This window comes from Actinoplanes rectilineatus, assembly GCF_000962825.1.
Classification (GTDB): domain Bacteria; phylum Actinomycetota; class Actinomycetes; order Mycobacteriales; family Micromonosporaceae; genus Actinoplanes; species Actinoplanes rectilineatus.
In genome coordinates, this window is record NZ_JZKF01000090.1 from 1 (window position 1) to 22,552 (window position 22,552).

Sequence of the window (22,552 nt, forward strand, 5' to 3'; positions counted from 1 at the left end):
CCAAATCACCACACCCATCACGGCGTGACGAATACGGGCGCGCTCGACACCCCAAATCACCACACCCATCACGGCGTGACGAATACGGGCGCGCTCGACGCCCCAAATCACCACACCCGGCGGCTGAAGTCACCACGCGGACACTGATGACGAAACGTGGCTAGACCTGCAGCAACCGGCGGGGCACGGTGGCGGCCAGCGTCGCGTACCCCGCGGGGTTGAGATGAAGGTGATCGCCGGCGTCGAACCGCGCCGCGAGCCGGTCCGGTGTGCCCGGGTCGCGCACCGCCGCGTCGAAGTCGACCGCGGCGTCGAAGATCCCGCCCCGGATCGCCGTGTTGACCGCCTGCCGGGACCGTTCCCGCAGGCGGCCGGGGTCGTCGTAGATGTTGCCGCCGAACGGGGTGAGCGTCGCGCCGTAGACCGCGATGTCACTCGCGTGCCCGCGGACGACCATCTGCCGGTACGCGCCGAGCAGGTCCGGCACCACCTGTCGCTGGGAGGGCTCGTCGGCGGGTGCCGTGCCGATGTCGTTGACGCCGGTGAAGACCAGCATCCAGCGGACGCCGCTGACCGCGAGGACGTCGCGGTCCAGGCGGGCCAGCGCCGAGGGCCCGAGGCCGTCGCGCAGCACCCGGTTGCCGCCGGCGGCCTGGTTGAGCACCGCGATCCCGGTGTCGCGCAGCCGGTCGAACAGCTGGTCCGGCCACCGGTCGTGGCCGTTGGTGGTGGACCCGCGGCCGTCGGTCAGCGAGTCGCCGAGCAGCGCCAGGCCGGGTGCGCCGGCCTGTACCTCCACGCCGCTGATCAGGTACCAGTGGTCGACCGCCGTCGCGCCGACCGGGTTGACCGCGGTGTGGTGGTCCCCGGCGATCAGCCAGGACGTGGTGCGTGACCCGGGATGCGAGGTCAGGGCGAGGCCCTGCTGGCCGTCGGCCAGGTAGACGCTGACGGTCAGGGCGGCGCCGGCCGCCACCGCGACGTCCACCGGGTCGGAGACGATCTGCGCGCCGGGCGGGATCGTCACGGCCGGGTTCCCGCCGAACAGCAGTGGGCACGAGGTGCCCGGCCGGATGCCGGCGACACCGATCGCCCCGCCGGCGGGGCGGGCCACCGCGGCCGCGGTGATCGGCAGGTCGGCGCCGCCGAAGGTGTTGGAGAGCCGGACCCGCAGCCGGCGGCCGCCGGCGGTGATCCGCAGCGTCTGCCGCAGGGTGGTGTCGGTCAGCACCGAGCCGGGGCCGGTGAAGGGCGCGGGCGGCAGGTTGTCGGGTTCGGTGAGTTGCGGCATCGCGGTCCAGGTGTGGACCCAGCGGGAGCTCCCGGACAGACCCCGACCGATCAGCACGGCGGAGGCAGCCGCTCCGGACGACGCGAGAACCGTGCGGCGTCTCATGACCGGGGGTGGGCAGTGGCGGACGCGGGCAGCCTTCGCATGGGGACGCCTCCGAAAGTTTCGGGGAGGTTACGCGAGTGCCCCCGCAACATATAGTCGGCCGTCGATCCCCGTCAATCGGCACCGCGGTGACCGAAACTTCCGGCGCCTGTCCTCAGTGGCGGCACGGGTCGATCCTTTGTGGATCATGAAAAGTCGCATGCCGCAGGACACATGAGGAATTTCCATATGCCCGATATGCCGCTGACCAGTGAGGACGGTTCACCCATCGATCAACGAGGACCCACCCTCGCTGGTGCGGATCAAGGCGCGGCGCTAGGGTTTGGCACGCACCTCGGGTCGCGGTCGGACAACCGCGTGACCCCTGCTGCCCTGACCGACCCCCGCCGCCTTACTGATCCTCAGCCCCGATGGGACGAATGTTGGCTCCGATACCGGCCGGCCGCGCGAGCGAACGCCCCGATACCACCACGGACGCGTCATCCACCGCAACCCTGCGGCGCACCCGGAAGCAACAGTCGATCAAGCGCCGCGTCGTGCGCCTCGTCCTGGTTCCCAGTGTCGTGGCCATGGTGATCTGGTTCGCCGCCTCCGGATACCTGATCTACGACGGCATCTACAACCGGACCGTGGCCAACTCGGTCCGCGAGGTGTCCATCCCTGCGGTCTCCGCGCTCTCCTCGATCCAGCAGGAACGCCGGCTGAGCATCTCGCACCTGGCCCGCCCGTCGCGCGACATGAGCTCGCTGCTCGACCAGCGCCGGGAGACCGACAAGGAGCTCGCCGAACTGCGCGAGGTCGCCGACGACTCGCTCGGCTCCGCCCCGGCCTCGGTCCGCGAGCCGTGGGAGCAACTGGTCGGCTACCTCGACCAGCTGCCCGACATCCGCAGCGCGATCGACTCCGAGTCGACCACCGGCGCGAAGACGTACGACTTCTACAACGGCCTGCTGGACTCGGCGACCGTGCTGTTCGACACCCAGGCGCGCATCGTGCCGGGTTCCGAGGCCACCCAGGGCGGCATCACCTCGACCGAGATCTTCAAGGTCTCCGACCTGATGTCGCGGGCCGGTTCGGCGATGGACGCCGCGTTCGCCTCCGGCAAGTTCGGCCGCCCGCAGTACCTGGAGTTCGTCAGCCTGGTCGGGGCGTACCACTACCAGCTCGACAACATCGACGAGCAACTCGAACCGGCGGTCCTCGCCGACCTCGAGGCGCTGCGGGGCGGCCCGGTCTGGCAGGAGCTGATCGCCGCCGAGAACACGATCATCACCGCCGGCCCGTGGGGCAAGCGGATCCCGCCCACCATCACCGCCGACCGCGACGACTGGGCCACCCTGACCAGCACCGTCTCGCAGAAGTTCGTCGACATCACCATCGACGAGGCCGACCAGGTGTCCGCCCAGACCCTGAAGACCGGCAACAACCAGCTGCTCACCGCGCTCTTCGGCAGTCTCATCGCGCTGACCGTCGCCGGCATCGCCATCCTCTGGGCGGTCCGCCAGTCCAGCGTCCTGGTCGACCGGGCACTCTCCACCCGCCTGGCCAAACTGGGCGAGGACGCCGGCGAACTGATCGACCAGCGCCTGCCGGCCGTCATGGACCGGCTGCGCCGCCGCGAGCCGGTGAGCCTGGAGGCCGAGTTCGCCCGCAAGGACTACGGCGGCGACGAGATCGGCCAGGTCGCCGAGGTGATCAACCGGTCGCTGCTGGCCGCCACCGCGGCCGCCGTCGACGAGGCCAAGGCCCGCGCGGCCGGCACCGCGATGCTGATGGGCGTCGCCCGGCGCCCGCAGCGCCCGCTGCAGCGCGGCCTGAAGGTGATCGAGGACCTGCAGTCGCAGATGGGTGACGAGAAGATGCTCGTCCACCTCTTCGACATCCACCACCAGCTCAACCAGACCCGGCGCTTCCTGGAGAACCTGGTCATCCTCGCCGGTGGGCAGATCGGCCGCCGGTTCAACAAGCCGGTGCCGCTGCGCCGCGTGCTGCTGGCCTCGTTCGCCGAGGCGCACAACTACCAGCGGATCAACCTGCGCGGCGCGGCCGACGTGGAACTGGTCGGGTACGCGGTCGCCGAGGTCATCCACCTGATGGCCGAGCTGCTCGACAACGCCCTCGCGTTCTCGCCGCCCGGCACCACCGTGTGGGTCACCTCCAACAAGGTCAAGCACGGCGTGGCCATCGAGATCGAGGACGCCGGCGTCGGCATGAACGCGGACGCCGTCGACCGGGCCAACACGCTGCTCGCCACCGCGCCCACCCCGGACGTCACCGAACTCAAGGACGGCTCGCAGGTCGGCCTCTACGTGGTCGCCGAGCTGGCCAAACGGGAGGGCGTGCAGGTCAGCCTGCGGCGCTCGGCGTACGGCGGCCTGCTCGCGATCGTGCTGCTGCCGGACCGTCTGCTCGTCACCGACCGGACCGCCACCGACCGGGCCGTCTCGGACCGGACCGACGGCGACGGCAACGGCGGCACCCCGGAGTCGGTCGACATCGGTGCCGCCGTGCCGGTCGCGACCCCGATCCCCGTCGCCCCCGCCCCCTCCATCGGGCGCACCACGGTGGGCATCCTCGAGGCCGAGACCCGGGCCTTCCCGAAGATCGACGACGCAGGCGGGCCCGTGATCGCATCGAACGGCAAGAGCGCCGTCACGTCCGTACCCCCGAAAGACGCACCCACGCCGGCGCCGGCGGCACCCAGCGTGACCAAGAAGCCGGCCCCGGCAGGGTCCGAAAGCGGCACCAAGCCGCCGCTGCCGCACCGCAAACCGCAGCAGCACCTCGCGCCAGAACTGCTCGAGGACGCTCCCCCCGCTCCCGAGACGGCCGCGCCTCCGGCCGCCAAACGGTCCCCGGAGGAGATCCGCAACCGGTTCTCGCGCTACCAACGTGGCTGGGCCGACGGTCAGACGGCCGACCGCGACGAAACAGAACCCGACGCTGAGCAAGGCAGGAACGCGTGACCCTCTCGACCCCCCAACCCGATCTGCCCTGGATGCTGGACGACCTCGTCGACGTCCCGAACGTCGTCTCCGTCGTCGTGCTCTCCACCGACGGCCTGATCGTCCAGAAGTCCTCGTCGATGGCGCAGGACCTCGCGGAGATCCTCGCCGCCGGCGCCTCCTCGATGTACAGCGTCGCCGCGGGCACCGGCCGCCGGTTCGCCAGCGGGCCGGTGCAGCAGGTGGTGATCGAGTTCCAGGAGCACACCCTGTTCATCGCGGCCGCCGGGCAGAACGCGCGCCTGGCGGTCCTCTGCGACCAGGACGTGGACATGGGCATGGTGGCGTACGAGGTGAGCCGGCTCGTCACCCGCATCGGCGATTACCTGGGGACCGAGGCCCGGACGGCGCCTGACGGCAGCGGCCATGCCTGATCGCTGGGACGGCGACGACGAGTCGGAGGCCGGCCGGTTCGTGCCGCTATACATCCTGGTCAACGGCCGCACCAGCCCCCGGGACTCCAAACTCGACCTCGCCACCCAGGTCATCGCGCTCCAGGTGGACGCCAACCGCCTGGAGCCCGAGTACGTGCAGATCCTGAACCAGTGCGGCAACTGGATCTCCATCGCGGAGATCGGCGCCTACCTGCGCATCCCGCTCACCATCGTCAAGGTGATGGTCGACGTGCTGCTGGAGCAGGGCTATCTCGGCATCGGATCCCCGGCGCAGCAGAAGGTCATCGACATGTCCGTCCTCGATGCGCTGCTCGCGGGCCTGGAACGGTTGTAGGAACGAGGAGACGGTGGATCGGACATCGGTCAAGATAGTCGTCGCCGGGGGCTTCGGCACCGGCAAGACGACCCTGGTGAGCTCGGTCAGCGAGATCGCGCCGCTGACCACGGAGGAGCTGCTCACCGAAGCGAGCCTCGGCGTGGACGACACCACGCACGTGGAGGACAAGACCCACACCACGGTGGCGCTGGACTTCGGGCGCATCACCATCAGCCCGGACGTGGTCCTCTACCTCTTCGGTACGCCCGGACAGGACCGTTTCTGGTTCATGTGGGACGAACTCGCGCAGGGCGCGGTCGGGGCGATCGTGCTGGTGGACACGCGACGGCTGGACACCAGCTTCGCGGCGGTCGACTACTTCGAGCGGCGGGGCATCCCGTTCGTGACGGCGGTCAACCAGTTCAACGGGCAGTGCGCGTACACCGAGGAGGAGATCCGCGGTGCGCTGGAGCTGGACCCGCAGGTCCCGCTCGTCTGGTGTGACGCGCGGGACCGGGAGTCCAGCAAACTGGCGCTGATCGCGCTGGTCCGGCACGCGATGAACCGCCTGCGCGTGCCGGCCTGACCGTTTTCGTCACAACGGCTTCTACCGAGGCGCCAGCCGCACCTTGAAATGACGCAGGAGCGGCGGCGCCGAGACGATGCGGTAACCGCGGATCCGCTCGGGGTCCTTGGCGATGTCCCCGAGCACCTCGGCCACGTACGCGAAATGCTCCTCGGTGTAGACCCGGCGCGGGATCGCCAGCCGGACCAGCTCGAACGGCGCCGGGCTCACCAGCCGGTGCTCCTCGTCGAGGGTGCCGAGATAGAGCGAACCCAGCTCGGCCGAGCGGATCCCGCCGTCCAGGAACATCTGGCAGCCCAGCGAGTGGCCGGGGAACTCGGCCGGGGTCAGGTGCGGCAGCAGGCGGCCGGCGTTCAGGTACAGCGCGTGGATGCCGGCCGGCTGGATCGTCGCCACCCCGGCGTCGTTGACCATCCGGGCGAACCGGGCGGTCTGCTCGGCCCGCGCCGCCAGGTAGGACGGGTCCACCACCTCGCGCAGGCCGACCGCCAGCCGCTCGAGGTCATGACCCGCGAGGCCACCGTACGTGGAGAAGCCCTCGGTCGCGATCAGCAGCGCCTCGCAGCGGCCGAACAGCTCGGGGTCCTTCAGACCGATCAGTCCGCCGATCGCGGTCAGCCCGTCCTTCTTCAGACTGATCAGGCAGCCGTCGGCCAGCTGGAACGCCGCGGTGGCGATCTCCTTCGGGGTACGGTCGGCGTAGCCGGGCTCCCGCTGCTTGACCAGCCACGCGTTCTCGGCGAACCGGGCGGCGTCCAGGAAGAACGGCTTGCCGAACCGGTGCGCGAGGTCCCGTGCGGCGGTCAGGTTCGCCATCGAGACCGGCTGCGCGCCCAGCCCGTTGTTGGTGATCGTCAGCAGCACCAGGCCGACCCGCTCGCCGTCCGGGCCGGCGAGCAGCGCCTCCAGGGCGGCCAGGTCGATGTTGCCCTTGAACGGCTCGTGGCTGTCCAGGTCGGCGGCCTCCGGGCAGGGCAGGTCCACCGCCTCGGCGCCGACGATCTCCACGTTCGCGTGCGTGGTGTCGAAGTGGGTGTTGCTGACACAGATCTGGCCGGGCTTGAGCAGGTTGGTGAAGAGGATCCGCTCGGCGGCCCGGCCCTGATGCACCGGCAGCAGATGGTCGTACCCGGTCAGCTCGGCGGCCTCGTCGCGGAACCGGAACCACGAGCGCGCGCCCGCGTACGACTCGTCGCCCAGGGCGGCGGCGGCCTCCTGCGCGGTCGAGGTGGCGCCGGTGCCCGAGTCACTGAGGAAGTCCACGGTGATCTGGTCGGCCCGCAGGTTGAACGGGTTGTAGCCGGCGGCGTCCAGGGCCGCCCGCCTCTCCGGCGCGGAGAGGAACGGGACCGGCTCGACCACCTTGATCCGGTAGGGCGGCGGGATTCTGCTCATGGGGGGATTCCTCTGCTTTCAGATGACGCTGATCGGTAACGGACGGGGCGGATCGACCCGGTAGGCCTCCGACGACAGGTAGACGGTCATTCCCGGCCGCGGCGGGCCGAGCCGCAGCGAGACGTGGGCGAGCAGGCCGACGCCTGAGTCCAGTGGCCGGCGGGTCACGGCGGCGATCCCCCGGTCCAGGAAGTCCGGGTCGAAGCGGTACCGGTCGAGCAGCGGGACGACGCGGCGGCGGGCTTCGCGGTCGTCGCCGACGTAGCTGCGGATCGGGACGTAGACGCTGTAGCCTGCGGGTTCGTCGGAGGCACCGGTCAGGGTGAAGCTGCTGATCAGGGGGCGGCCGGTGTAGGTCTTGCCGCGCTTCTTCCCCTTTTTCTCGCCTTTATCGCCTTTTTTGATCTTCTTAGGTTTTTCCCCGCCTGCCAGCCGACAGAAGTCGGCCACCTCGGCCGGGTCCACACCGTCCACGACGCCGGCGGCACGCGCGACGTCCGCGGCGGTGGCATCGTGATGCGAGACGTAGAGCTTCACCCGCGCATGCGGGGCGTCGTGCAGGTCGAGGGCGAAGAAGCTGAGCCGGTCCAGGCCACCGAGCTCCCCCGGCCGGACCGCGCGATCAACCATCTTCTGGTACGCCGTACCGAGGCCCAGTCGCTCGAACGCCTCCCCCGCCAGCGCTCCGGACTCCCCCCGTCCGAGCACCTCGGGATTGAAGTAGACCTTGAACTCGGGGCGCCGCCCGTTGCGGAACACCAGGGAGAGCCAGATCGCGAAGTCGCCCTCCGGGGCGGCCACGTCGAACAGGTCCCGGACCGCGTCCAGGCGACTGGTGGAAACGCCGTTGGCGCGCAGAAAATCGTAGGTGGCGGCCATGTTCGCCGATACCGACGGGACTGGTCCGAGCGCCTCCGCGAGAATGCGCAGAGCGGGCGGCTCGGACTCGTTCCAGGCTATCGAGAACTCGACCGGAGAATGGTCGTCGGCGACGTCCGACGCCCAGGCCGGTGGTTGTGACAACGGTCTCGAACCGTGCTTGCCGAGCACTCCCGCAAGCAGTTCGACCGGCGTTGTGTCGTCCGTTCCGACGACCTCACAGAGACGGCTGAGCTGACCGCCCAGATGATCCAAGACAGACGGATCCTGCATGACGACCCCTGCTTCCCCGGCGGCCGGGGATCGCCCGGCCGTCCAGCTCTGCCCCCGCAACCATCGATGATCGTAAACACTCGCCTCGTTGCGACATGACTCATAGTGAGTTGATCATGACGGGTTGTCGAGTGAGACATCGATCACAGTGGACGCTTTAGCCGCCAGATTGTGGCTGCTAGTAGTAGGTTTACCTGCCTTATGCCCTGATTTGACATACTCTTGAAGCGCGCAGAGTTATCGAGATGGGCTCACGGCAAGTCACGAGTCGTTCTCGCATTGCACGGACAGTACATGATCAACTTGGACGGATACTCAACGTGTCTCCACCCTGCTCCACCGATGAGGACGGAATGTCCACACCGGCTCAACTTCGGACAGTGCACAGTGACCGTAGCCGCCCGGAAGCAGATGATCCACGTCTGGCGGAACGGCGCCGGTCTGGGTTAATGTGCGTGGAGGTCAGCGTTACCGCAGGGCAGAGTGGCCCCCTTTTCCTACGAGTCCGAAAATGGGACGAACCGTGGAACATGTCATTCTTCTCGACGATTCAGGAACGGCCACGGGCCTGCAGGACAAGAGCACGGTTCACACCGATTCAACGCCCCTGCACCTCGCATTCTCGTGCTATGTCTTCGACCGTTCCGGACGCTTTCTCGCGAGTCGGCGCGCCCTTTCCAAGAAGACCTGGCCGGGCATCTGGACCAACAGTGTCTGCGGGCATCCGGCCCAGGGCGAGCCGCTGACCGACGCGGTCCGGCGACGGGCCGGTTTCGAGCTCGGCCTCGAACTCGACGAACTCCGTCTGGTCCTGCCGGCCTTCCGCTACCGGGCCGAACTCGACGGTGTCGTGGAGAACGAGATGTGCCCGGTCTTCTCCGCCGTCGCGGCGGGTGACCCGGCCCCGCACCCCGACGAGGTGGACGACTTCCGGTGGCTGACCTGGGACGAATTCCGCCGCGAGGCGAACGCGCCGGACTCGGCGTTCTCCCCGTGGTGCCGCCTGCAGATCGAACAGCTCACGGCGCTCGGCCCGGAACCCGCGGCGTGGCCGGAGGGCGATCCGGCGCTGCTGCCCCCGGCTGCCCGTCAGCCCAGCCCGGTGCTCTGACCCGCCCCCGGCAGTCCTGCTGAAGTCCGTGGTGGGCCGGCCTCCGCCACCGCCGTCGTCATCGCCTCCGCCGTCGTCATCGCCACCGCCGTCGTCATCGCCACCGCCGTCGTCATCGCAGCGGCGTGGCGATCCAGTTTTCGGTCAGGTCGGCCCCCACCTGGGTCAGTAGAGCGACGAAGTGATCGGCCAGCGGGACATCAGCGGACGGGACACCGGTCGACGAGAGGGCGTAGACCTGACGGTCCAGGCGGGGACTCGCCAGGTCGCGGTGCACCACGCCCGGCGTCGACGCGACGGTCAGACGGGACAGCATGGTCACGCCGATGCCGGTGGCCACCAGCGCCTGCGCGACGTTGTAGTTCTCGGTCTCGAACTGGACCGCCGGCCGGAACCCCGCCTCCGCCGCGGCCCGGTCCAGCTGTTGCCGCGCCGCGTGACCGGCGACGATCACGATCCACGGGTCGCCCGCCAGGTCGCCGAGGCTGATGCGGTGGCGACGCCCGGCCAGCCGGTGGTCGTCCGGCAGGCAGAGGACCATCGGGTCCACCAGCACCGGCGTGACCCGTACCCCCGGCGCCACCACCGGCCGTCCCGCGTAACCGGAGACGACCGCCACGTCCAGGGTTCCGGCGTCCACGAGTTCCGGACCCTGCTCGGAGACGATCTCGGTGATCGTCAGCTCGGCGTCCGGCCGCAGATGCCGCAGCGCCGTCAACGCGGGCGGCAGCAGATGCTGGGCCGCGGTCGGGAAGGCACCGATCCGCAGACGCCGCGACAGCGGGCCGAGCATCGCCGTCACCCGTTCCCGGGCGCGACGGGTCTGCGCCACGATCACCTCGCCCGCGTCGGCGAGCACCTGACCGGGTTCGGTCAGTCGCGCACCCCGCGGGCCGCGAACCACCAGCGCCGTCCCCCAGTCCCGTTCGGCGCGCGCCACCTGACCGGACACCGCCGCCCCGGTCACACCGAGCTCATCGGCCGCCCCCGCGAGCGAACCGTGCCGCCGGATCAGCGCCAACAGTCGCAACTGCCCCGGGTCGTCCGCCATCAACAAATCTTAAGCCTCATCGCAAGATTGGTGACTTCCCTGAATACCCGGGCAGGCAGCACGCTCGGCACATGCCCACCCACCTGGCGGCGTTCGTCGCCACCATCACGCTGCTCGCCGTCCTGCCCGGCGCCAACAACCTCGCCGTCACCCGGCAGACCGTCCTCGGCGGCCGCCGCGCCGGACTGCTCGCGGTAGCCGGCGCCAGCACCGGCATCCTGATCTGGGCGGTGGCCGCCGCAGCCGGCGTCTCCGCGCTGCTTCTCGCCAACCCGCACGCCTACCTGGCGATCAGGCTGGCCGGCGCCGCCGTGCTGATCCTGCTCGGCATCCAGTCCCTGCTGACGCTGAACGATCCGCTCCCCTCCCCCGCGACACTGGACGACCCGGCGCCCGGCACCGCAACGCTGAACGACCCGCTCCCCGCCCCGGCAAGCCCGCACGCACGCCACAACCTCGGAGCAGAGGCACCCACGGCTCGGCCGGGCCACCGCAACGTCGCCGCGGAGGCCACCGCGAGCCGGCAGGGATGGCGCAGCTTCGTGGTGGGGGTCGCGGCGAGCCTCGGCAACCCGAAGGCCGGGGTGGTGGCGGTGTCGCTGATCCCCCAGTTCGTGACCGCCGACGGCCCGGTCGTGCTCTCCTCGATCGCCCTGGGCGCGATCTGGGCAGCTGTCTCGGGAACGTGGTTCTGCCTCTACGTCGTCGTGCTGGACCGGGGACGGGCCCGCGCGACCAGCCCCGCCGCCCAGCGCCTGCTGCGCGCCGCCACCGGCGTGACCCTGCTGGGCCTCGGCGCGACGGTAGCCCTCACCGCCTGACCGAGAACGACACAACCGTCTCAGGGGAGGGCCGCACGCCCGTCTGCATGACCGAAGGGTCCCAGCGCGGACACGATGCAGAACACAGCCCCGGCGCGGGCCCGGCAGCACGCGGGCGGACCGGGGCGGACCGGGGGCGGCGGATATCGTAAGGCGGCTGTCTTGGCTAGGAGGACGAGTGCGGGAAGATCTGAGCATCGCGGTGGCGCAGCCGCGCTGTGTGGCCCACGACGTGGCCGGGAACGCGGTCGCGCACGCCGAGGCGGTCCGGGCCGCGCGGGCCCGGGTGGTGGTCTTTCCGGAGATGTCGCTGACCGGTTACGAACTCGACGCCGAGCTGATCGCGCCGGACGATCCCCGGCTGCAACCGATCATCGAGGCCTGCGCGGACACCGGTTCCCTGGCCCTGGTCGGCGCGCCGGTCCCCGGCCCCGGCAACGGACCTCGGGACGCGCCCGCCACCGGATCACAAACCCGGCAGGTCCGGCAAAGCCGGCACGACCAGCACGACCAGCACGACCAGCACGACCAGCACGACCAGCACGACCAGCACGACCAGCACAGCCGAGCTTCGGGCGAGGTGCCCGCCGGCGGACCGGGGATCGGGGTGCTGGCCGTGGACGGTGGTGGGGCTCGCGTCGCGTACACCAAGGTGTTTCTGCATGGCACGGAGGCCGAACGGTTCGCGCCTGGCGTGCCCGGCGTGATCGAGGTCGACGGCTGGCGGCTGGGCCTGGCGGTCTGCCGCGACACCGGCATCCCGGAGCACGCGGCGCTGACCGCCGCGCTCGGTATCGACGGCTACGTCGCCGGTGTGGTGCACGCCGATCACGAGTCGGAGGTGCACGGTGACCGTGCCCGCCGGGTGGCCGCCGACCACGGCGTGTGGGTCGCCACGGCGGCGTTCGCCGGAGGAACCGGTGGCGGGTTCGACCGCACGTCGGGCCGCTCCGCGATCTGGTCCGCCGACGGCCTGGTGATCGCCGAGGCCGGCGTGGCTCCCGACGAGGTGGCCCGAGCCGTCCTCAGCGACCGTGCCGGCACCGGTCGCGGCTGACGCAACCGCACCGAGAGCTACCTCGACCGCGGCGCCCGCAGCTGATCATCAAGGCCGGAGAGGGTCTCAAAGACCGGAACCGGACCCGTCCGGGTACGCCCGGAGCGATCATGAGGACACGGTGAGAGGACGCGCGGAATGCCCGGTGGACATGTGCTCGCGCGGCTGGGCGGGTACGGGCTGGCGCTGATCCCGCACTGGCCGTTCGCGTTCGAGCGCGTCCCGGACGCGTCCAACGCCGTGCGGGTCACCCGGTTCACGCCCGGCGGCCCCCGGCAGGTGGTGATCGAACCCGGCGGGAACGTGGACGGCGGTGACGTGGTCGACGTGGCGGACGGCCCGCAGACCCCGTTCTGGATGGTGGAGACCTCGGTGTTCCGGCTCCGGTGGCCGGCCAGTTTCACGCTGGAGTCGCCGGCCGAGACGGATGACGGGACACCGTTCTACCTGCGGGGGCCGGCCGACTCGATGATCTTCCCGCAGGGTCCGGTGGAGCGGGACAGGCTGGCGGATCCGCAGGCGCTCGTCGCCCCCGGGCAGACGGTGCTGCAGCGCCGCGATCACGAGCACGGAATCAGCGTGGTCGAGCTCGGGTACCGGCACGAGGATCGGCAGTGGTGGCAGGGGCACTGGGTGATCCCCCACCACGATGATCAGGTCGTCGTCCTCACCGGGCAGGCGGTGCTGGAGTCGGCGGCGGTGACCCGTGAGGCAGCGGAGATCATGGCGGCCAGCTTCGGGCGTACCCACTGACGGGTTTTCATCTCTGACCGAGATGAATCAGGCGACCCCGCACGATCACGGCCAGCGGCTCGTCGAGCACGCTCAGATCGTGGCGCGGGTCGGCGCCGTAGACCACCGCATCGGCCGGCGCCCCGTCGTTGAGGCCGCCGAGCCCCAGGTAGGTGCGGGCCGTCCAGGAGGCGGCGCCGAGCGCGTCGTGCACGGGCACCCCGGCGGTGACCATCGCGCGGATCTCGTCGCCGATCCGGCCGTGTGGCCGGGAGTCGGTGCCGGCCAGCACGGTCACGCCGGCCTCGACGGCGGCCGCGGTCAGCGCCGGGTGGGCGCTCGCGCCCGCGACGTACCAGTCGGCGCGCCCGCCCTCGGCCAGCGAACGGCTGATCACCGACAGGGTGGGGGTCAGCGCGGTGCCCTGCACGGCCATCCGGGACAGCAGCTCGGGGTCGAGGCCCATGCCGTGTTCGAGGGAGTCGACGCCGGCCTCGACGGCGACCCGGCCGCCCTCCGGATGCTGGGAGTGCACGGCGAGACGGCCGCCGGCCGCGTGCACCCGGGTCACCGCCTCCCGTAGCACCTCGAGCGGGATGACCGGATCACCGAACTTCCAGTCGGCGACCACTTTCGCCCAGCCGGTCCGGGACGCCTGCTCGGCGGCGACCGCGGGCAGGTCGTCGAGTCCGGGCCTGCGCCCCCAGCCGTCGAAGAACTGGTCGTGCTGGGCGATCCACGGGCCGGCGTGGCTGGCCCGTGGGCTGTCGTCGCTGTGCCCGAACCAGTCCGGCGGATCGCCGGCCAGCCCGGGCGACCGGATCACCGCGACACCGGAGCGGAGATGGGCGCGCAGGTCGTCGCGGAGGATCTCGTCGTCGAGCGGAGCGCCGGGCGCCGCCGCCCCCGGGTGGGTGTGTGCGTCGACCAGGCCGGGGAGGATCCACCCCTCGGCGACCACGTCGGCGCCCGGAACCGGGTCGCTGGTCCAGCGGTCACCGTCGGCGTAGAGGTCGATCGATTCCCCGTCGGGCAGGCCGAAGCCCCGGATTCGCATGGCTCACCCTCTCACCCCAGCAGTAACGGCAGGAAGACCAGAACCGCCACCACTGCCGGCACGGCCAGCCGGCGCAGGACGGTCACCGCTGTTCGAGGCGCTCGATGCGCTCGATGATCGGCCGGAGTTGCTGCTGCAACGCCTCGGTGAAGGCCTGCATGCCGGCCGGTTCGCCGCCGCCCTGGGCTCGCAGGTGCACGTAGCCGGAGAGCGCCGCCGTGGTGGCCCGCCGGGTCAGCCGCGGCTCGGCGCCCCGGCCGCGCAGCACCTGACCGGCGACCCCGTCCGGCTCGGTGACCAGGCCGAGCAGCAGGTGCTCGCACCCGACGTAGTTGTGCCCGAAGGCGGTCGCCTCGGTGACGGCGAGTTCCAGCGCGCCGCTCGCCGGGACACTGAACCGCGCGGACTGGCCGGTCTCGGTGTCGGTGCGGCGCCCGAGGTCGGCGAGCACCGCGGCCGGGTCGATGTCGATCGCGTGCAGCACCCGGACGCCCAGGTTGTCCCCGCCGTTGATCATCGCGGTGAGAAGGTGCCCCGTGTTCACCGGACCACCCGCGCCGGCGTCGATCGCGGCCGCCAGCACCGCGCGGGTGCGGGGTGTCAGGTTGGGGAAGCGCTCGGCCAGGTCGTCCGGGGTGAGGTCGCCGAGCGCGGTCTCCCGAACGGCGACGACCCGGCGGACCGCTTGTTCCAGAGCGCGCTGGCAGATCGCCGAGACGGGCACACCCGTCTCCTTGACGGCCTCGGCGAGTTCGTCGGGCAGATAGACGTTGATCTTCGGCACCACGGTTCACCTCCACATGTAACCCCAATGGGGTTACTCTAGCACCCCATCGATGGGACCGTAAGGTCCCGAAGAGTGAACCGCCGATTCGTCATCGCCCTGCTCGTGATCTGCCAGAGCACCCAGGGCCTCCTGCTCGGCGGCATCGCGCTGTTCCTGCCGCTGATCCGCGCCGACCTCGGGCTGACCTTCGCCCAGGCCGGGATGCTCGCCGCGAGCGGCAACCTGGCGTATGCGCTCATGCAGATCCCGTCCGGCTACCTGGCCGACCGGTTCACCCCGCGCCGGATCTTCCTGATCGGGCTGCTCGGCACCAACCTGCTCGCCGCCCAGTTCACCGTGCTCGACTCGTTCACCCTGCTCCTGGTCAACCAGGCGGTCGCCGGCGTGTTCCGCGCCCTGATCTTCGCCCCCGGCATGCTGCTGATGACCCACCAGTTCCCGACCGACCGGCGTGCCACCGCGATGGGGCTCTACGTGGTCGGCGGCTTCTCGTCGAACGTGCTGCTCAGCTCGGTCGGCCCGTTCCTGGTCGAGCCGCTCGGCTGGCGGTTCCTGTTCGTCGCGTTCGCGGCGGCCGGACTGCTGGCCCTGGCGCTGTACCGGCGGACCTCCGGCGCCGACCCCCGCAGCCCGGGACAGCAGCGGATCACCGAACTGCCGGGGCTGCTCCGTCACCCGGTCATGTGGCTGACCGGCCTGATCCAGTTCGCCCGGCTCGCCGTGGTGCAGGGGTTCACGTTCTGGCTGCCGACGTACCTGGTGGTCGACCGGGGGCAGACCCTCGCGACGGCCGGCATGGTCACCGCCCTCGGCGCGGCGGTGACCGCCCCCGCGAACTTCCTCGGCGGATACCTCTCGGACCGGCTCGGCCGACCGTTGCTGATCATCGGGACGGCGCTCACCGCCCTGGCCGCCGGACTCGCGATGCTCACCTGGGCGCCGGGGATGCCGGCGGTGCTGGCCGTGGTCGCCCTCATCTCGATCTTCGTGCAGATCTATTTCGGTCCACTGTTCGCCCTGCCCATCGACGTGCTGGGGACCCGCAGCGCCGGCCTGATCAGCGGGTTCGGCAACTTCTGCGCCAACCTGGGGAGCTTCGCGTTCGTCTACGCGCTCGGGGCGGTCAAGGACGCCACCGGATCGTTCCGGGCCGGGTTCGTCAGCCTGGCAGTGTTGTGCCTGGTCGCGCTCGTCGCCACCTGGCTCACCCGGGGTGTTCTGCGGACCGCCGGCGCAGATCGCGTCGCAACTGATCACGACGAGAGCGGGCGCGGACCAGCAGGGTGAGCGCGGCCGCCGTCATCACCAGGCCCAGGACCGCGGCGAGGACGGCGGGCAGGCTGTGCCGGGACACGCCCAGCAGGACACTCCCCGCGGTCAGGGCGGCGCAGCAGATCGTCGCCAGCCAGCCGGCGATCACCCGGTCGACGGCGAACAGCGGACGCCGCCGCAGCGCCCAGGACCCGACGACGACCCAGGCCAGACCGATAGCGATCATGGCGGCGAAGGCCAGGCGGGTACGGGCCGGCAGCGGAGCCGGTTCGGTCGCCCACAGCAGGGTGATCATCGAGGCCATGGCGAGGCCGCCGAGACCGGCCAGGACGTGCGCCAGACGGTTCGGCAGCGAGGTGCCGCGCAGCAGCCGATCGGGGGTGAAGCCCGGACGGTCACTCATGGGTCAGACCCCTTTCGATCAGGTGGGCGCGCAGCATGCGGCGGGCCCGGAACAGCCGCGATTTCACGGTCCCCCGGGGTACGCCGAGAATCTGGGCGCAGTCCTCCGCGGACAGGTCGTGCAGGTAGTAGAGGATCAGGACCTCCCGTTCGACGGGCGGCAGACCGGCCAGCCCGTCGGCGACGATCGCCCGGTCGAGAGCCTCGTCCGCCTCGTCGGAGTGGTGCACGGTAGCCTCGCCGCCCGGCTCCGGCCGATAGCGCTCCCGAAGCTGATCAAGAACGGCCCGGCGGGCGATCGTCATCAGCCACGGCGCGAAACGGTCAGGGTCCCGCAACCGGGGAAGCGCTCGCAGCGCCGCCGCCCACGCCTCCTGCGCCACGTCGTCGGCGGCACCGGGACGGTCCAGCATTCGCCGGATATATCGCCATATCGGGTCATGCCAGTGGCTGACCAGCTCGGCCAGCGCCCGCCGGTCACCGAGTTGAGCCCGCACCACCAGCAGCGCATCGCGCCGCGCTCGATCAGTCACACCTCTACAGTCTCTGGGCGGCGCCGGGCGGTTCATCCCGCCCTTTCGGGGGTACGCGCAAAAGCGCCCCGAATCCGGCATGAGGCACAGTATGGTCCCGTTCCGGGACGATTTGCCGCCGACGATTAACTATCGCGTTCTCCGATCGGTGGTGCGTCAATGATTTTCTCGCCCCCGAACGCCATCACCGTCGATTCCAGCCCTCTCATCGGGCGAATTTCCCGGCCGGCTCATTCGAGGCTGCTATTCCTTCACATCTCCCCTCTTTCTCCAGTTCCCGGCGCGATGAGTGATGGCCAACTGGACCACCAGTTCCCGTTCTCCACCCCCTTGGTCCACCGCAGGCTCGCCCTCTCGCCGAAATGCCGGAAATTTCGTCATTAATCGACAAGTCGCTCTGCCGACGCCTGCCTCCAAGGCGGAATGATCGGTCCGGACCTGATCCTCATTCTGGCCCCGTCCGGTCCGCTTGAACGGCCGAATCACCATTCACCGTCGGCGTTCTCCGCGCATGCCGGTCGATACGAGCCCGTTCGGTCCAGCCGCGCGGTGCCGATCCAGCCCACCGTCGCCGCCTAGTCCGTCGCCGCCTGGTCCGTCGCCGCCTAGACACGTTTCGTGGTCAGGGCACGAAGCCCGTCCGCGTGGTGATTACGGGCGCGCTGGACACCCGAAGTCACCACACCCGTGGCGGTGTGGTGAATACGGGCGCGCTGGACGCCCCAAGTCACCACACCCGTGGCGGCGTGGTGAATACGGGCGCGCTGGACGCCCCAAGTCACCACACCCATGACGGCGTGGTGAATACGGGCGCGCTGGACGCCCCAAGTCACCACACCCATGACGGCGTGGTGAATACGGGCGCGCTGGACGCCCCAAATCACCACACCCATGACGGCGTGGTGAATACGGGCGCGCTGGACGCCCCAAATCACCACACCCGTGGCGGTGTGGTGATTACGGGCGGGATGGGCGGCTGAAGTCACCACGCGGACCCTGATGACGAAACATGTCGAGTCCGTCGCCGCCTCGTCCGTCGCCGCCTGATCGTCACCACCCGGTCCGTCGACGCCCGATCCGCCACCACCCCGTCCGCTGAGGCCCGAGCCGCTGCCACCCGCCCGCCGTCACGATTCGTAATCGCCGGCGGTTCGCCGACTGTGGCCGTACCCCCATCGGGGTACTTTTTCGGAATTCCCCTCACACCCCTCTGACCTGGCTTTTCTCGGTCAAAAAGAGGCTCGCGGCGGGTCTCGGCGCGGATTCGGTTTGAACCCTTCGCACGCCTGCTCCCGTACTGGCCCGCAACCGGTGACATCGACGTCCAACGACGAGGAGTGATCATGAGGTCGCGCACGTACCGACGGAACCCCGCCAACCTCGGCAACCGGCGCAAGACTCTGGGCGCGGTAGTGGTGGCCGGAGTTCTTGCCGCAGCGGGCCTGACGGGCGTCCAGCTGGCTTCCGCAAGCACGGAGGCCAAGGCAGTCGACCTGATCAACGTCGACGGTCAGCAGTTCGACGTCTCGCAGTGCGAAGCGCTGCAGATCAACGCCGGTGCTGTGGTCTGTGACGGCGAAGAGCTCGCCCCGGTCGAAGAGGCCGGCGCGCAGGACCCGGCCGAGGTGGCTGTGGAGTCCGCGGCCGCCCTGGAACTGGCCTGTGACACGTTCGCCGCAGACGTGGCGGCGGCAGCCGGAGAGGACGCCGCCGAGGAAGCGGAGGAGGCAGCCGAGCACCCCGGCGCCGCCGAGCAGGACGCCGAGGCGAAGGCCAAGAAGTACGCCAAGATCCTGAAGGGCAAGAAGAAGGAGAAGGAGGAGGCCGCCGAGGAGGGCGCCGCTGAAGAGGGCGCCGCCGAGGAAGGTGCCGCCGAAGAGGGCGCTGCCGAAGAGGGCGCTGCCGAAGAGGGCGCCGACGAGGCCGGCGCCGAGGAAGGCGCTGCTGAGGACGAGGCCGGCGCCGACGACGCCGCTGCCGCCGCCGAGGCCGTCACCGCCGCTCAGGCCGAGTTCCTGCAGGCCTGCCTGACCCTCGCCGACGCGAAGGCCGTCGCCGGTCTGGGCGACGCCGAGGAGGGTGCCGACAACGGTGCCGCCGAGGAAGGCGCCGACCAGGGCGCCGAGGACGCGGCCGGCGCCGAGGACGAGAACGCCGACGAGAACGGTGCCGCCGAAGAGGCGGGCGCCGGCGAGAAGGCCTCCACCCACAAGAAGTAAGTCCCCCTGAACAGGTGGTGCGGACGAGGTCCCGTCGTCCGCACCACCGCCTTGTTCAGCACAGACAAGCGCCTTGTTCAGCACAGGCAAGCGCCTTGTTCAGCACAGACGAGGTCCCGTCGTCCGCACTACCGCCTTGTGTGGTTTCGCAGTTTCAACGGTGTGCAGGCTCCGCGCGCGGTCCAGTCAACATGTTCATCTCGTCAACATGAGTGCCGGATCCGGCTCATCTTGACAGGAATCAACATGTGGTCAACTCAAGTTTCGGGCGGGCTGGAGAGTTCCAGCACCGGCCAGTCGGCCAAGTCTCGGCGCACCTGGCGGTCGTGGGTGGCGATGACCACCGCCGCCGATGTCTCCCGCAGCGCCCGCGTCAATCCGTCGACCATCGTGATCGACAGGTGGTTGGTCGGCTCGTCGAGCAGGATCACGTGCGGCTCGGTAGCGAGAACCTCGGCGAGAGCCAGCCGCCTCCGCTGCCCGGTCGACAACTGCTCCCCAGTCACCACCCGGTGCCCGCTCGACACATGTTGACCATCAGGCTCGTGCTGACCCTCGGGCTCGTGCTGACCTTCGGGCTCGCGCTGACCATCGGGCTCATATTGACCGTCGCGCTCGTGTTGGCCACCAGGCACATGTTGACCGCTCGGCACACGTTGGCCACCGAGCACGTGTCGACCACCCGGTGCGGTCGGGACGTGTTGACTGCCCGCTACGTTTCGCCTGCCCGGCATGTGTTGACCGTCCGGCACGTGTTGACCGTCCGGCATCTGAAGCCCACTTGGCAACGGACGGGCAGGCCTCGCCTCGGCGGCGTCGCGATGGGCGGGGTCTGGGGCTTCCTGTGATGGTCGGGTCTCCTGAGGCAGGTGGGCCACACGGATGCCGGGAGCGTGCGTCACCCGGCCGGTGGTGGGTTTGATCAGGCCGGCCAGCGCGGCTAGCAGCGTCGACTTGCCGGCGCCGTTCGCCCCGGTTATCAGAAGACGGGCACCCGGCTCGACGGTGAGGGTCACCGGGTCATGCAGGCGGCCAGCGATCACAACCTCCGAGGCCTGCACCAGGGTCAGGCCGGGCGGCGCCGATGGCAGGTCGGGCATCGTGAAGCGGGCGGGTGGCTCGGGGGCTGTCACGGCGTGCCGGTTCAGGTCTTCCTGGCGGCGGTGGACGGCGCGGACTGAGCCGGGGGCGCGGGTCGCCCGCCGATGTTTGTCGACGCCCTTGTCCGGGCGCCACCCGGACACCAGGCGGCTCTGGGCTTCGGACAGGTCACGTTCCAGGCGGGAGCGGACTGTCTGCTGGGTGGCGTACTCCTGTTCCCACCTCCGGAGGGCGGCCTCCCGTGCCACCCGGAAAGCCTGGTAGCCGCCGCCGTGAGTTGCCGGGCGGCCGTCTATCGCCGGATCCAGGTCGAGGATGCCGGTGGTCACGTCGGTCAGCAGCGCCCGGTCGTGGCTCACCAGCACCAAGCCGCCGGGGTGGGACCGCAGGCGAGCGGTGAGGAAGTCCAGCGCCTCTGCGTCCAGGTGGTTCGTCGGCTCGTCCAGCAGCAGGAAGTCGTGGTGGGCGCCGAGCAGGCTCGCCAGGCGTACCCGATGGCGCTGGCCCACCGAGAGCGTGTTCAGCGGGCGGGACCGGTCGGTGACCGCGCCGAGGTGTTCCAGGGCTTGGTCCACGCGACGTTCGGCGTCCCAGGCCTCCAGAATTTCAGCGGCGGCCAGGGCATCGGCATATTGGTCCTCGGCCGCTCCGAGAGCAACGGCCCGCGCGGAAGACGACAAGCCTGCGAAAGATGGCAAGCCGGCGGAAGACGACAAGCCTGCGGAAGACGATAAACCGGCGGAAGACGACAAACCGGCATCAGGAACGGCAGTAGACGCCGGGGCCGATGCGGGATCGGCGGCCGAGGCCAATGCCTGGGCGGCTTCCTCCAGAGACTGCAGGGCTGCACGGGCGCCCGCCAACTCCACGGCGATGACGTCGTCGACCGTGGCGGCGGGCGGGAACCTCAGCTCTTGGAGGGCCAGGCCCAGGGTTCCTACGCGGCGTACGGTTCCGGCGTCGGGGGTCAGCAGACCGGCCAGCAGGTGCAGGAGGGTGGTCTTGCCGCGGCCGTTCTCGCCCACCACGCCCCAGCGGGCGCCGGGTGTGACGGTCAGGTCCACGCCGTCCAGGACGAGAGTGCCGCCCCGGGTGACGCCCAGGCCGACGGCGATGAGCTGGGCGGCGGCACCGGCGGGCAGGCCACCGGCATCGGCACGGGTGGGCAGACCATCGGCATCGGCACGGGCAGAGAGGCCGTCGGCGGCACGGGCGGGCAGGGTGATGCCGGGCAGATCGGTGGTGCTGGGCATGGGGTTCTTCCTCTGCGGAACGGCCCCGCCTCACGGCCCGGACCGTGACGGTCCCGGACGGATTCGGGCAGGGGTGAGCGGACTCCGGCGCTGGGGTGCGGAGTCGCTCTCAGAGGAAGAACAGGTATTGCATGCCGCCACCGTAGCCGCGCCCTCCCGGAGTGGCGACGGATTTTCGCTCCCATCCGCGCCCCCGGTTCCGAAGCAACGAAGCAACGAAGCAACGGAACGACGAAGCAACGGAACGACGAAACGACGGAGCCACTGAGCCACTGAGCCACTGAGCCACTGAGCCACGGAACGACGAAGCCACAGAGCCACAGAGCCACGGATTTGCGCTCCCCATCCGCAACCTCGGTTCCGCTGGGCGGCGCAGCGGGCGGGCCGATCAGTGGCGACGACCCCCGCCGCACGATTGTCAGGAGCCGACCGATGGCCGCCGCCCCCACCGTCCTGATCGCCGACGACGACCCGGGCACCCGTGATCTGATCGCTTTCTTCCTGCGTAAGGCCGGGTACCGGACGATCACCGCCGAGGACGGGCGGGATGCTCTGGAGGTGCTCGGGGAGGTACGCCCCGATCTGGTGGTCCTGGACATGGTGATGCCGGAGCTGGACGGGGTGAGTCTGTGTTCGCGGATTCAGGCGGATGCGGCCACCGCCGGAGTCCCGGTGATCATGATGAGTGGTAAGGCGACGCGGGACGACATCATGTCGGCGTTCGACTCCGGGGCGGTGGAATACCTGGACAAGCCGGTTGTGCCGGGTGATCTGGTGTCGTTGCTGCGCCAGTTCCTGCCCGACGGTGTGGGTCGAAGATAGGAGTGCTTTCCCCCGTACAACCAGAAAAGGGTGACCGAAGCACTGCGCCGTGTGGTTGCGGGTCTCCGGTACCGTCTCCCGCGCCGATC

22 protein-coding genes are annotated in these 22,552 nt (G+C 70.2%); 12 read left to right on the forward strand and 10 right to left on the reverse strand.

All coding sequences use genetic code 11. The features are described from left to right. Positions 1-160: 160 nt before the first annotated feature. Positions 161-1,396: an SGNH/GDSL hydrolase family protein gene (locus WH85_RS38650; protein ID WP_045747116.1), complete on the reverse strand. Its 1,236-nt coding sequence runs from the start codon at positions 1,394-1,396 to the stop codon at positions 161-163. Between the two features lie 536 nt (positions 1,397-1,932). On the opposite strand from WH85_RS38650, the gene WH85_RS38655 reads away from it, so the two are divergent. The 4 genes from WH85_RS38655 to WH85_RS38670 are packed head-to-tail and all read left to right on the forward strand — an operon-like array spanning position 1,933 to position 5,698. Next, entirely contained in the window at positions 1,933-4,362 is a 2,430-nt protein-coding gene (locus WH85_RS38655; protein WP_245674278.1) for a sensor histidine kinase, read from the forward strand. Then, positions 4,359-4,775: a roadblock/LC7 domain-containing protein gene (locus WH85_RS38660; protein ID WP_245674279.1), complete on the forward strand. Its 417-nt coding sequence runs from the start codon at positions 4,359-4,361 to the stop codon at positions 4,773-4,775. The genes WH85_RS38655 and WH85_RS38660 overlap by 4 nt, the downstream gene beginning before the upstream one ends. Further along, the gene (locus WH85_RS38665; protein WP_045747117.1) at positions 4,768-5,130 is read left to right on the forward strand and encodes a DUF742 domain-containing protein; all 363 of its coding nucleotides are present in this window, start codon (positions 4,768-4,770) and stop codon (positions 5,128-5,130) included. The genes WH85_RS38660 and WH85_RS38665 overlap by 8 nt, the downstream gene beginning before the upstream one ends. Further along, positions 5,099-5,698 carry a GTP-binding protein gene (locus WH85_RS38670; RefSeq protein ID WP_045747118.1) on the forward strand — a complete coding sequence of 200 codons (600 nt, stop codon included), beginning with the start codon at positions 5,099-5,101 and terminating at the stop codon, positions 5,696-5,698. Before WH85_RS38665 ends, WH85_RS38670 begins: the two co-directional genes overlap by 32 nt. Before the next feature lie 21 nt (positions 5,699-5,719). Here the strand turns inward: WH85_RS38670 and WH85_RS38675 are convergent, their stop codons facing one another. Further along, positions 5,720-7,093, reverse strand: a complete 1,374-nt coding sequence (locus WH85_RS38675) for a tryptophanase (RefSeq protein WP_045747119.1) — start codon at positions 7,091-7,093, stop codon at positions 5,720-5,722. A gap of 18 nt (positions 7,094-7,111) precedes the next feature. Then, positions 7,112-8,245, reverse strand: coding sequence for a tryptophan dimethylallyltransferase family protein (locus tag WH85_RS38680; protein ID WP_045747120.1), 1,134 nt, complete (start codon positions 8,243-8,245; stop codon positions 7,112-7,114). Positions 8,246-8,768: 523 nt separating this feature from the next. Here WH85_RS38680 and idi point away from each other — a divergent pair. Then, positions 8,769-9,356, forward strand: coding sequence for an isopentenyl-diphosphate Delta-isomerase (idi, locus tag WH85_RS38685; RefSeq protein WP_045747121.1), 588 nt, complete (start codon positions 8,769-8,771; stop codon positions 9,354-9,356). On the opposite strand, the gene WH85_RS51095 is transcribed toward idi, so the two are convergent. Next, on the reverse strand, positions 9,335-9,472 hold the full coding sequence (locus WH85_RS51095; RefSeq protein WP_157411484.1) for a hypothetical protein: 138 nt from the start codon (positions 9,470-9,472) through the stop codon (positions 9,335-9,337). The two genes, idi and WH85_RS51095, sit on opposite strands and share 22 nt — an antisense overlap. After that, the gene (locus WH85_RS38690; RefSeq protein ID WP_045747122.1) at positions 9,469-10,407 is read right to left on the reverse strand and encodes a LysR family transcriptional regulator; all 939 of its coding nucleotides are present in this window, start codon (positions 10,405-10,407) and stop codon (positions 9,469-9,471) included. The genes WH85_RS51095 and WH85_RS38690 overlap by 4 nt, the downstream gene beginning before the upstream one ends. Before the next feature lie 71 nt (positions 10,408-10,478). Between WH85_RS38690 and WH85_RS38695 the strand changes: the two genes are divergently transcribed. The 3 genes from WH85_RS38695 to WH85_RS38705 all read left to right on the forward strand — a co-directional run bounded on the left by WH85_RS38695 (position 10,479) and on the right by WH85_RS38705 (position 13,038). Continuing rightward, positions 10,479-11,228: a LysE family translocator gene (locus WH85_RS38695; RefSeq protein ID WP_045747123.1), complete on the forward strand. Its 750-nt coding sequence runs from the start codon at positions 10,479-10,481 to the stop codon at positions 11,226-11,228. Positions 11,229-11,406: 178 nt separating this feature from the next. Beyond that, positions 11,407-12,285 carry a nitrilase-related carbon-nitrogen hydrolase gene (locus tag WH85_RS49410; protein WP_045747124.1) on the forward strand — a complete coding sequence of 293 codons (879 nt, stop codon included), beginning with the start codon at positions 11,407-11,409 and terminating at the stop codon, positions 12,283-12,285. Positions 12,286-12,423: 138 nt separating this feature from the next. Continuing rightward, entirely contained in the window at positions 12,424-13,038 is a 615-nt protein-coding gene (locus WH85_RS38705) for a hypothetical protein (RefSeq protein WP_045747125.1), read from the forward strand. Between the two features lie 7 nt (positions 13,039-13,045). Here the strand turns inward: WH85_RS38705 and WH85_RS38710 are convergent, their stop codons facing one another. Next, complete coding sequence (locus tag WH85_RS38710) at positions 13,046-14,074, reverse strand: amidohydrolase family protein (protein WP_052721116.1); 1,029 nt, start codon at positions 14,072-14,074, stop codon at positions 13,046-13,048. Positions 14,075-14,156: 82 nt separating this feature from the next. After that, positions 14,157-14,858 carry a Clp protease N-terminal domain-containing protein gene (locus WH85_RS38715; RefSeq protein ID WP_045747145.1) on the reverse strand — a complete coding sequence of 234 codons (702 nt, stop codon included), beginning with the start codon at positions 14,856-14,858 and terminating at the stop codon, positions 14,157-14,159. Between the two features lie 75 nt (positions 14,859-14,933). Between WH85_RS38715 and WH85_RS38720 the strand changes: the two genes are divergently transcribed. After that, on the forward strand, positions 14,934-16,148 hold the full coding sequence (locus WH85_RS38720) for an MFS transporter (protein WP_045747126.1): 1,215 nt from the start codon (positions 14,934-14,936) through the stop codon (positions 16,146-16,148). Here the strand turns inward: WH85_RS38720 and WH85_RS38725 are convergent. Both WH85_RS38725 and WH85_RS38730 read right to left on the reverse strand, forming a co-directional pair. Then, positions 16,066-16,536, reverse strand: a complete 471-nt coding sequence (locus WH85_RS38725) for a hypothetical protein (protein ID WP_045747127.1) — start codon at positions 16,534-16,536, stop codon at positions 16,066-16,068. The genes WH85_RS38720 and WH85_RS38725 overlap by 83 nt on opposite strands. Beyond that, positions 16,529-17,068 (reverse strand): RNA polymerase sigma factor, encoded by a 540-nt coding sequence (locus tag WH85_RS38730; RefSeq protein ID WP_245674280.1) that lies wholly within the window; start codon positions 17,066-17,068, stop codon positions 16,529-16,531. Before WH85_RS38730 ends, WH85_RS38725 begins: the two co-directional genes overlap by 8 nt. 644 nt (positions 17,069-17,712) lie before the next feature. Between WH85_RS38730 and WH85_RS51100 the strand changes: the two genes are divergently transcribed. Continuing rightward, the gene (locus tag WH85_RS51100) at positions 17,713-18,048 is read left to right on the forward strand and encodes a hypothetical protein (protein WP_157411485.1); all 336 of its coding nucleotides are present in this window, start codon (positions 17,713-17,715) and stop codon (positions 18,046-18,048) included. Between the two features lie 363 nt (positions 18,049-18,411). After that, positions 18,412-19,287, forward strand: a complete 876-nt coding sequence (locus tag WH85_RS38740; RefSeq protein WP_083449590.1) for a hypothetical protein — start codon at positions 18,412-18,414, stop codon at positions 19,285-19,287. A 257-nt stretch (positions 19,288-19,544) separates the two neighbouring features. Here WH85_RS38740 and WH85_RS38745 read toward each other — a convergent pair whose 3' ends face one another. Then, the gene (locus WH85_RS38745) at positions 19,545-21,641 is read right to left on the reverse strand and encodes an ATP-binding cassette domain-containing protein (RefSeq protein ID WP_052721117.1); all 2,097 of its coding nucleotides are present in this window, start codon (positions 21,639-21,641) and stop codon (positions 19,545-19,547) included. A 432-nt stretch (positions 21,642-22,073) separates the two neighbouring features. Between WH85_RS38745 and WH85_RS38750 the strand changes: the two genes are divergently transcribed. Next, positions 22,074-22,463 (forward strand): response regulator, encoded by a 390-nt coding sequence (locus WH85_RS38750; RefSeq protein WP_045747130.1) that lies wholly within the window; start codon positions 22,074-22,076, stop codon positions 22,461-22,463. The last annotated feature ends 89 nt before the right edge of the window (positions 22,464-22,552 follow it).

What these genes read in the sequence shown, in the direction of transcription:
- WH85_RS38650 (WP_045747116.1), bottom strand. Translation starts at nt 1,396, where the DNA reads ATGAGACGCCGCACGGTTCTCGCGTCGTCCGGAGCGGCTGCCTCCGCC.
- WH85_RS38665 (WP_045747117.1), top strand. Translation starts at nt 4,768, where the DNA reads ATGCCTGATCGCTGGGACGGCGACGACGAGTCGGAGGCCGGCCGGTTC.
- WH85_RS38670 (WP_045747118.1), top strand. Translation starts at nt 5,099, where the DNA reads ATGCGCTGCTCGCGGGCCTGGAACGGTTGTAGGAACGAGGAGACGGTG.
- WH85_RS38675 (WP_045747119.1), bottom strand. Translation starts at nt 7,093, where the DNA reads ATGAGCAGAATCCCGCCGCCCTACCGGATCAAGGTGGTCGAGCCGGTC.
- WH85_RS38680 (WP_045747120.1), bottom strand. Translation starts at nt 8,245, where the DNA reads ATGCAGGATCCGTCTGTCTTGGATCATCTGGGCGGTCAGCTCAGCCGT.
- WH85_RS51095 (WP_157411484.1), bottom strand. Translation starts at nt 9,472, where the DNA reads ATGACGACGGCGGTGGCGATGACGACGGCGGTGGCGATGACGACGGCG.
- WH85_RS38690 (WP_045747122.1), bottom strand. Translation starts at nt 10,407, where the DNA reads ATGGCGGACGACCCGGGGCAGTTGCGACTGTTGGCGCTGATCCGGCGG.
- WH85_RS38695 (WP_045747123.1), top strand. Translation starts at nt 10,479, where the DNA reads ATGCCCACCCACCTGGCGGCGTTCGTCGCCACCATCACGCTGCTCGCC.
- WH85_RS38705 (WP_045747125.1), top strand. Translation starts at nt 12,424, where the DNA reads ATGCCCGGTGGACATGTGCTCGCGCGGCTGGGCGGGTACGGGCTGGCG.
- WH85_RS38710 (WP_052721116.1), bottom strand. Translation starts at nt 14,074, where the DNA reads ATGCGAATCCGGGGCTTCGGCCTGCCCGACGGGGAATCGATCGACCTC.
- WH85_RS38725 (WP_045747127.1), bottom strand. Translation starts at nt 16,536, where the DNA reads ATGAGTGACCGTCCGGGCTTCACCCCCGATCGGCTGCTGCGCGGCACC.
- WH85_RS38740 (WP_083449590.1), top strand. Translation starts at nt 18,412, where the DNA reads ATGAGGTCGCGCACGTACCGACGGAACCCCGCCAACCTCGGCAACCGG.
- WH85_RS38745 (WP_052721117.1), bottom strand. Translation starts at nt 21,641, where the DNA reads ATGCCCAGCACCACCGATCTGCCCGGCATCACCCTGCCCGCCCGTGCC.
- WH85_RS38750 (WP_045747130.1), top strand. Translation starts at nt 22,074, where the DNA reads ATGGCCGCCGCCCCCACCGTCCTGATCGCCGACGACGACCCGGGCACC.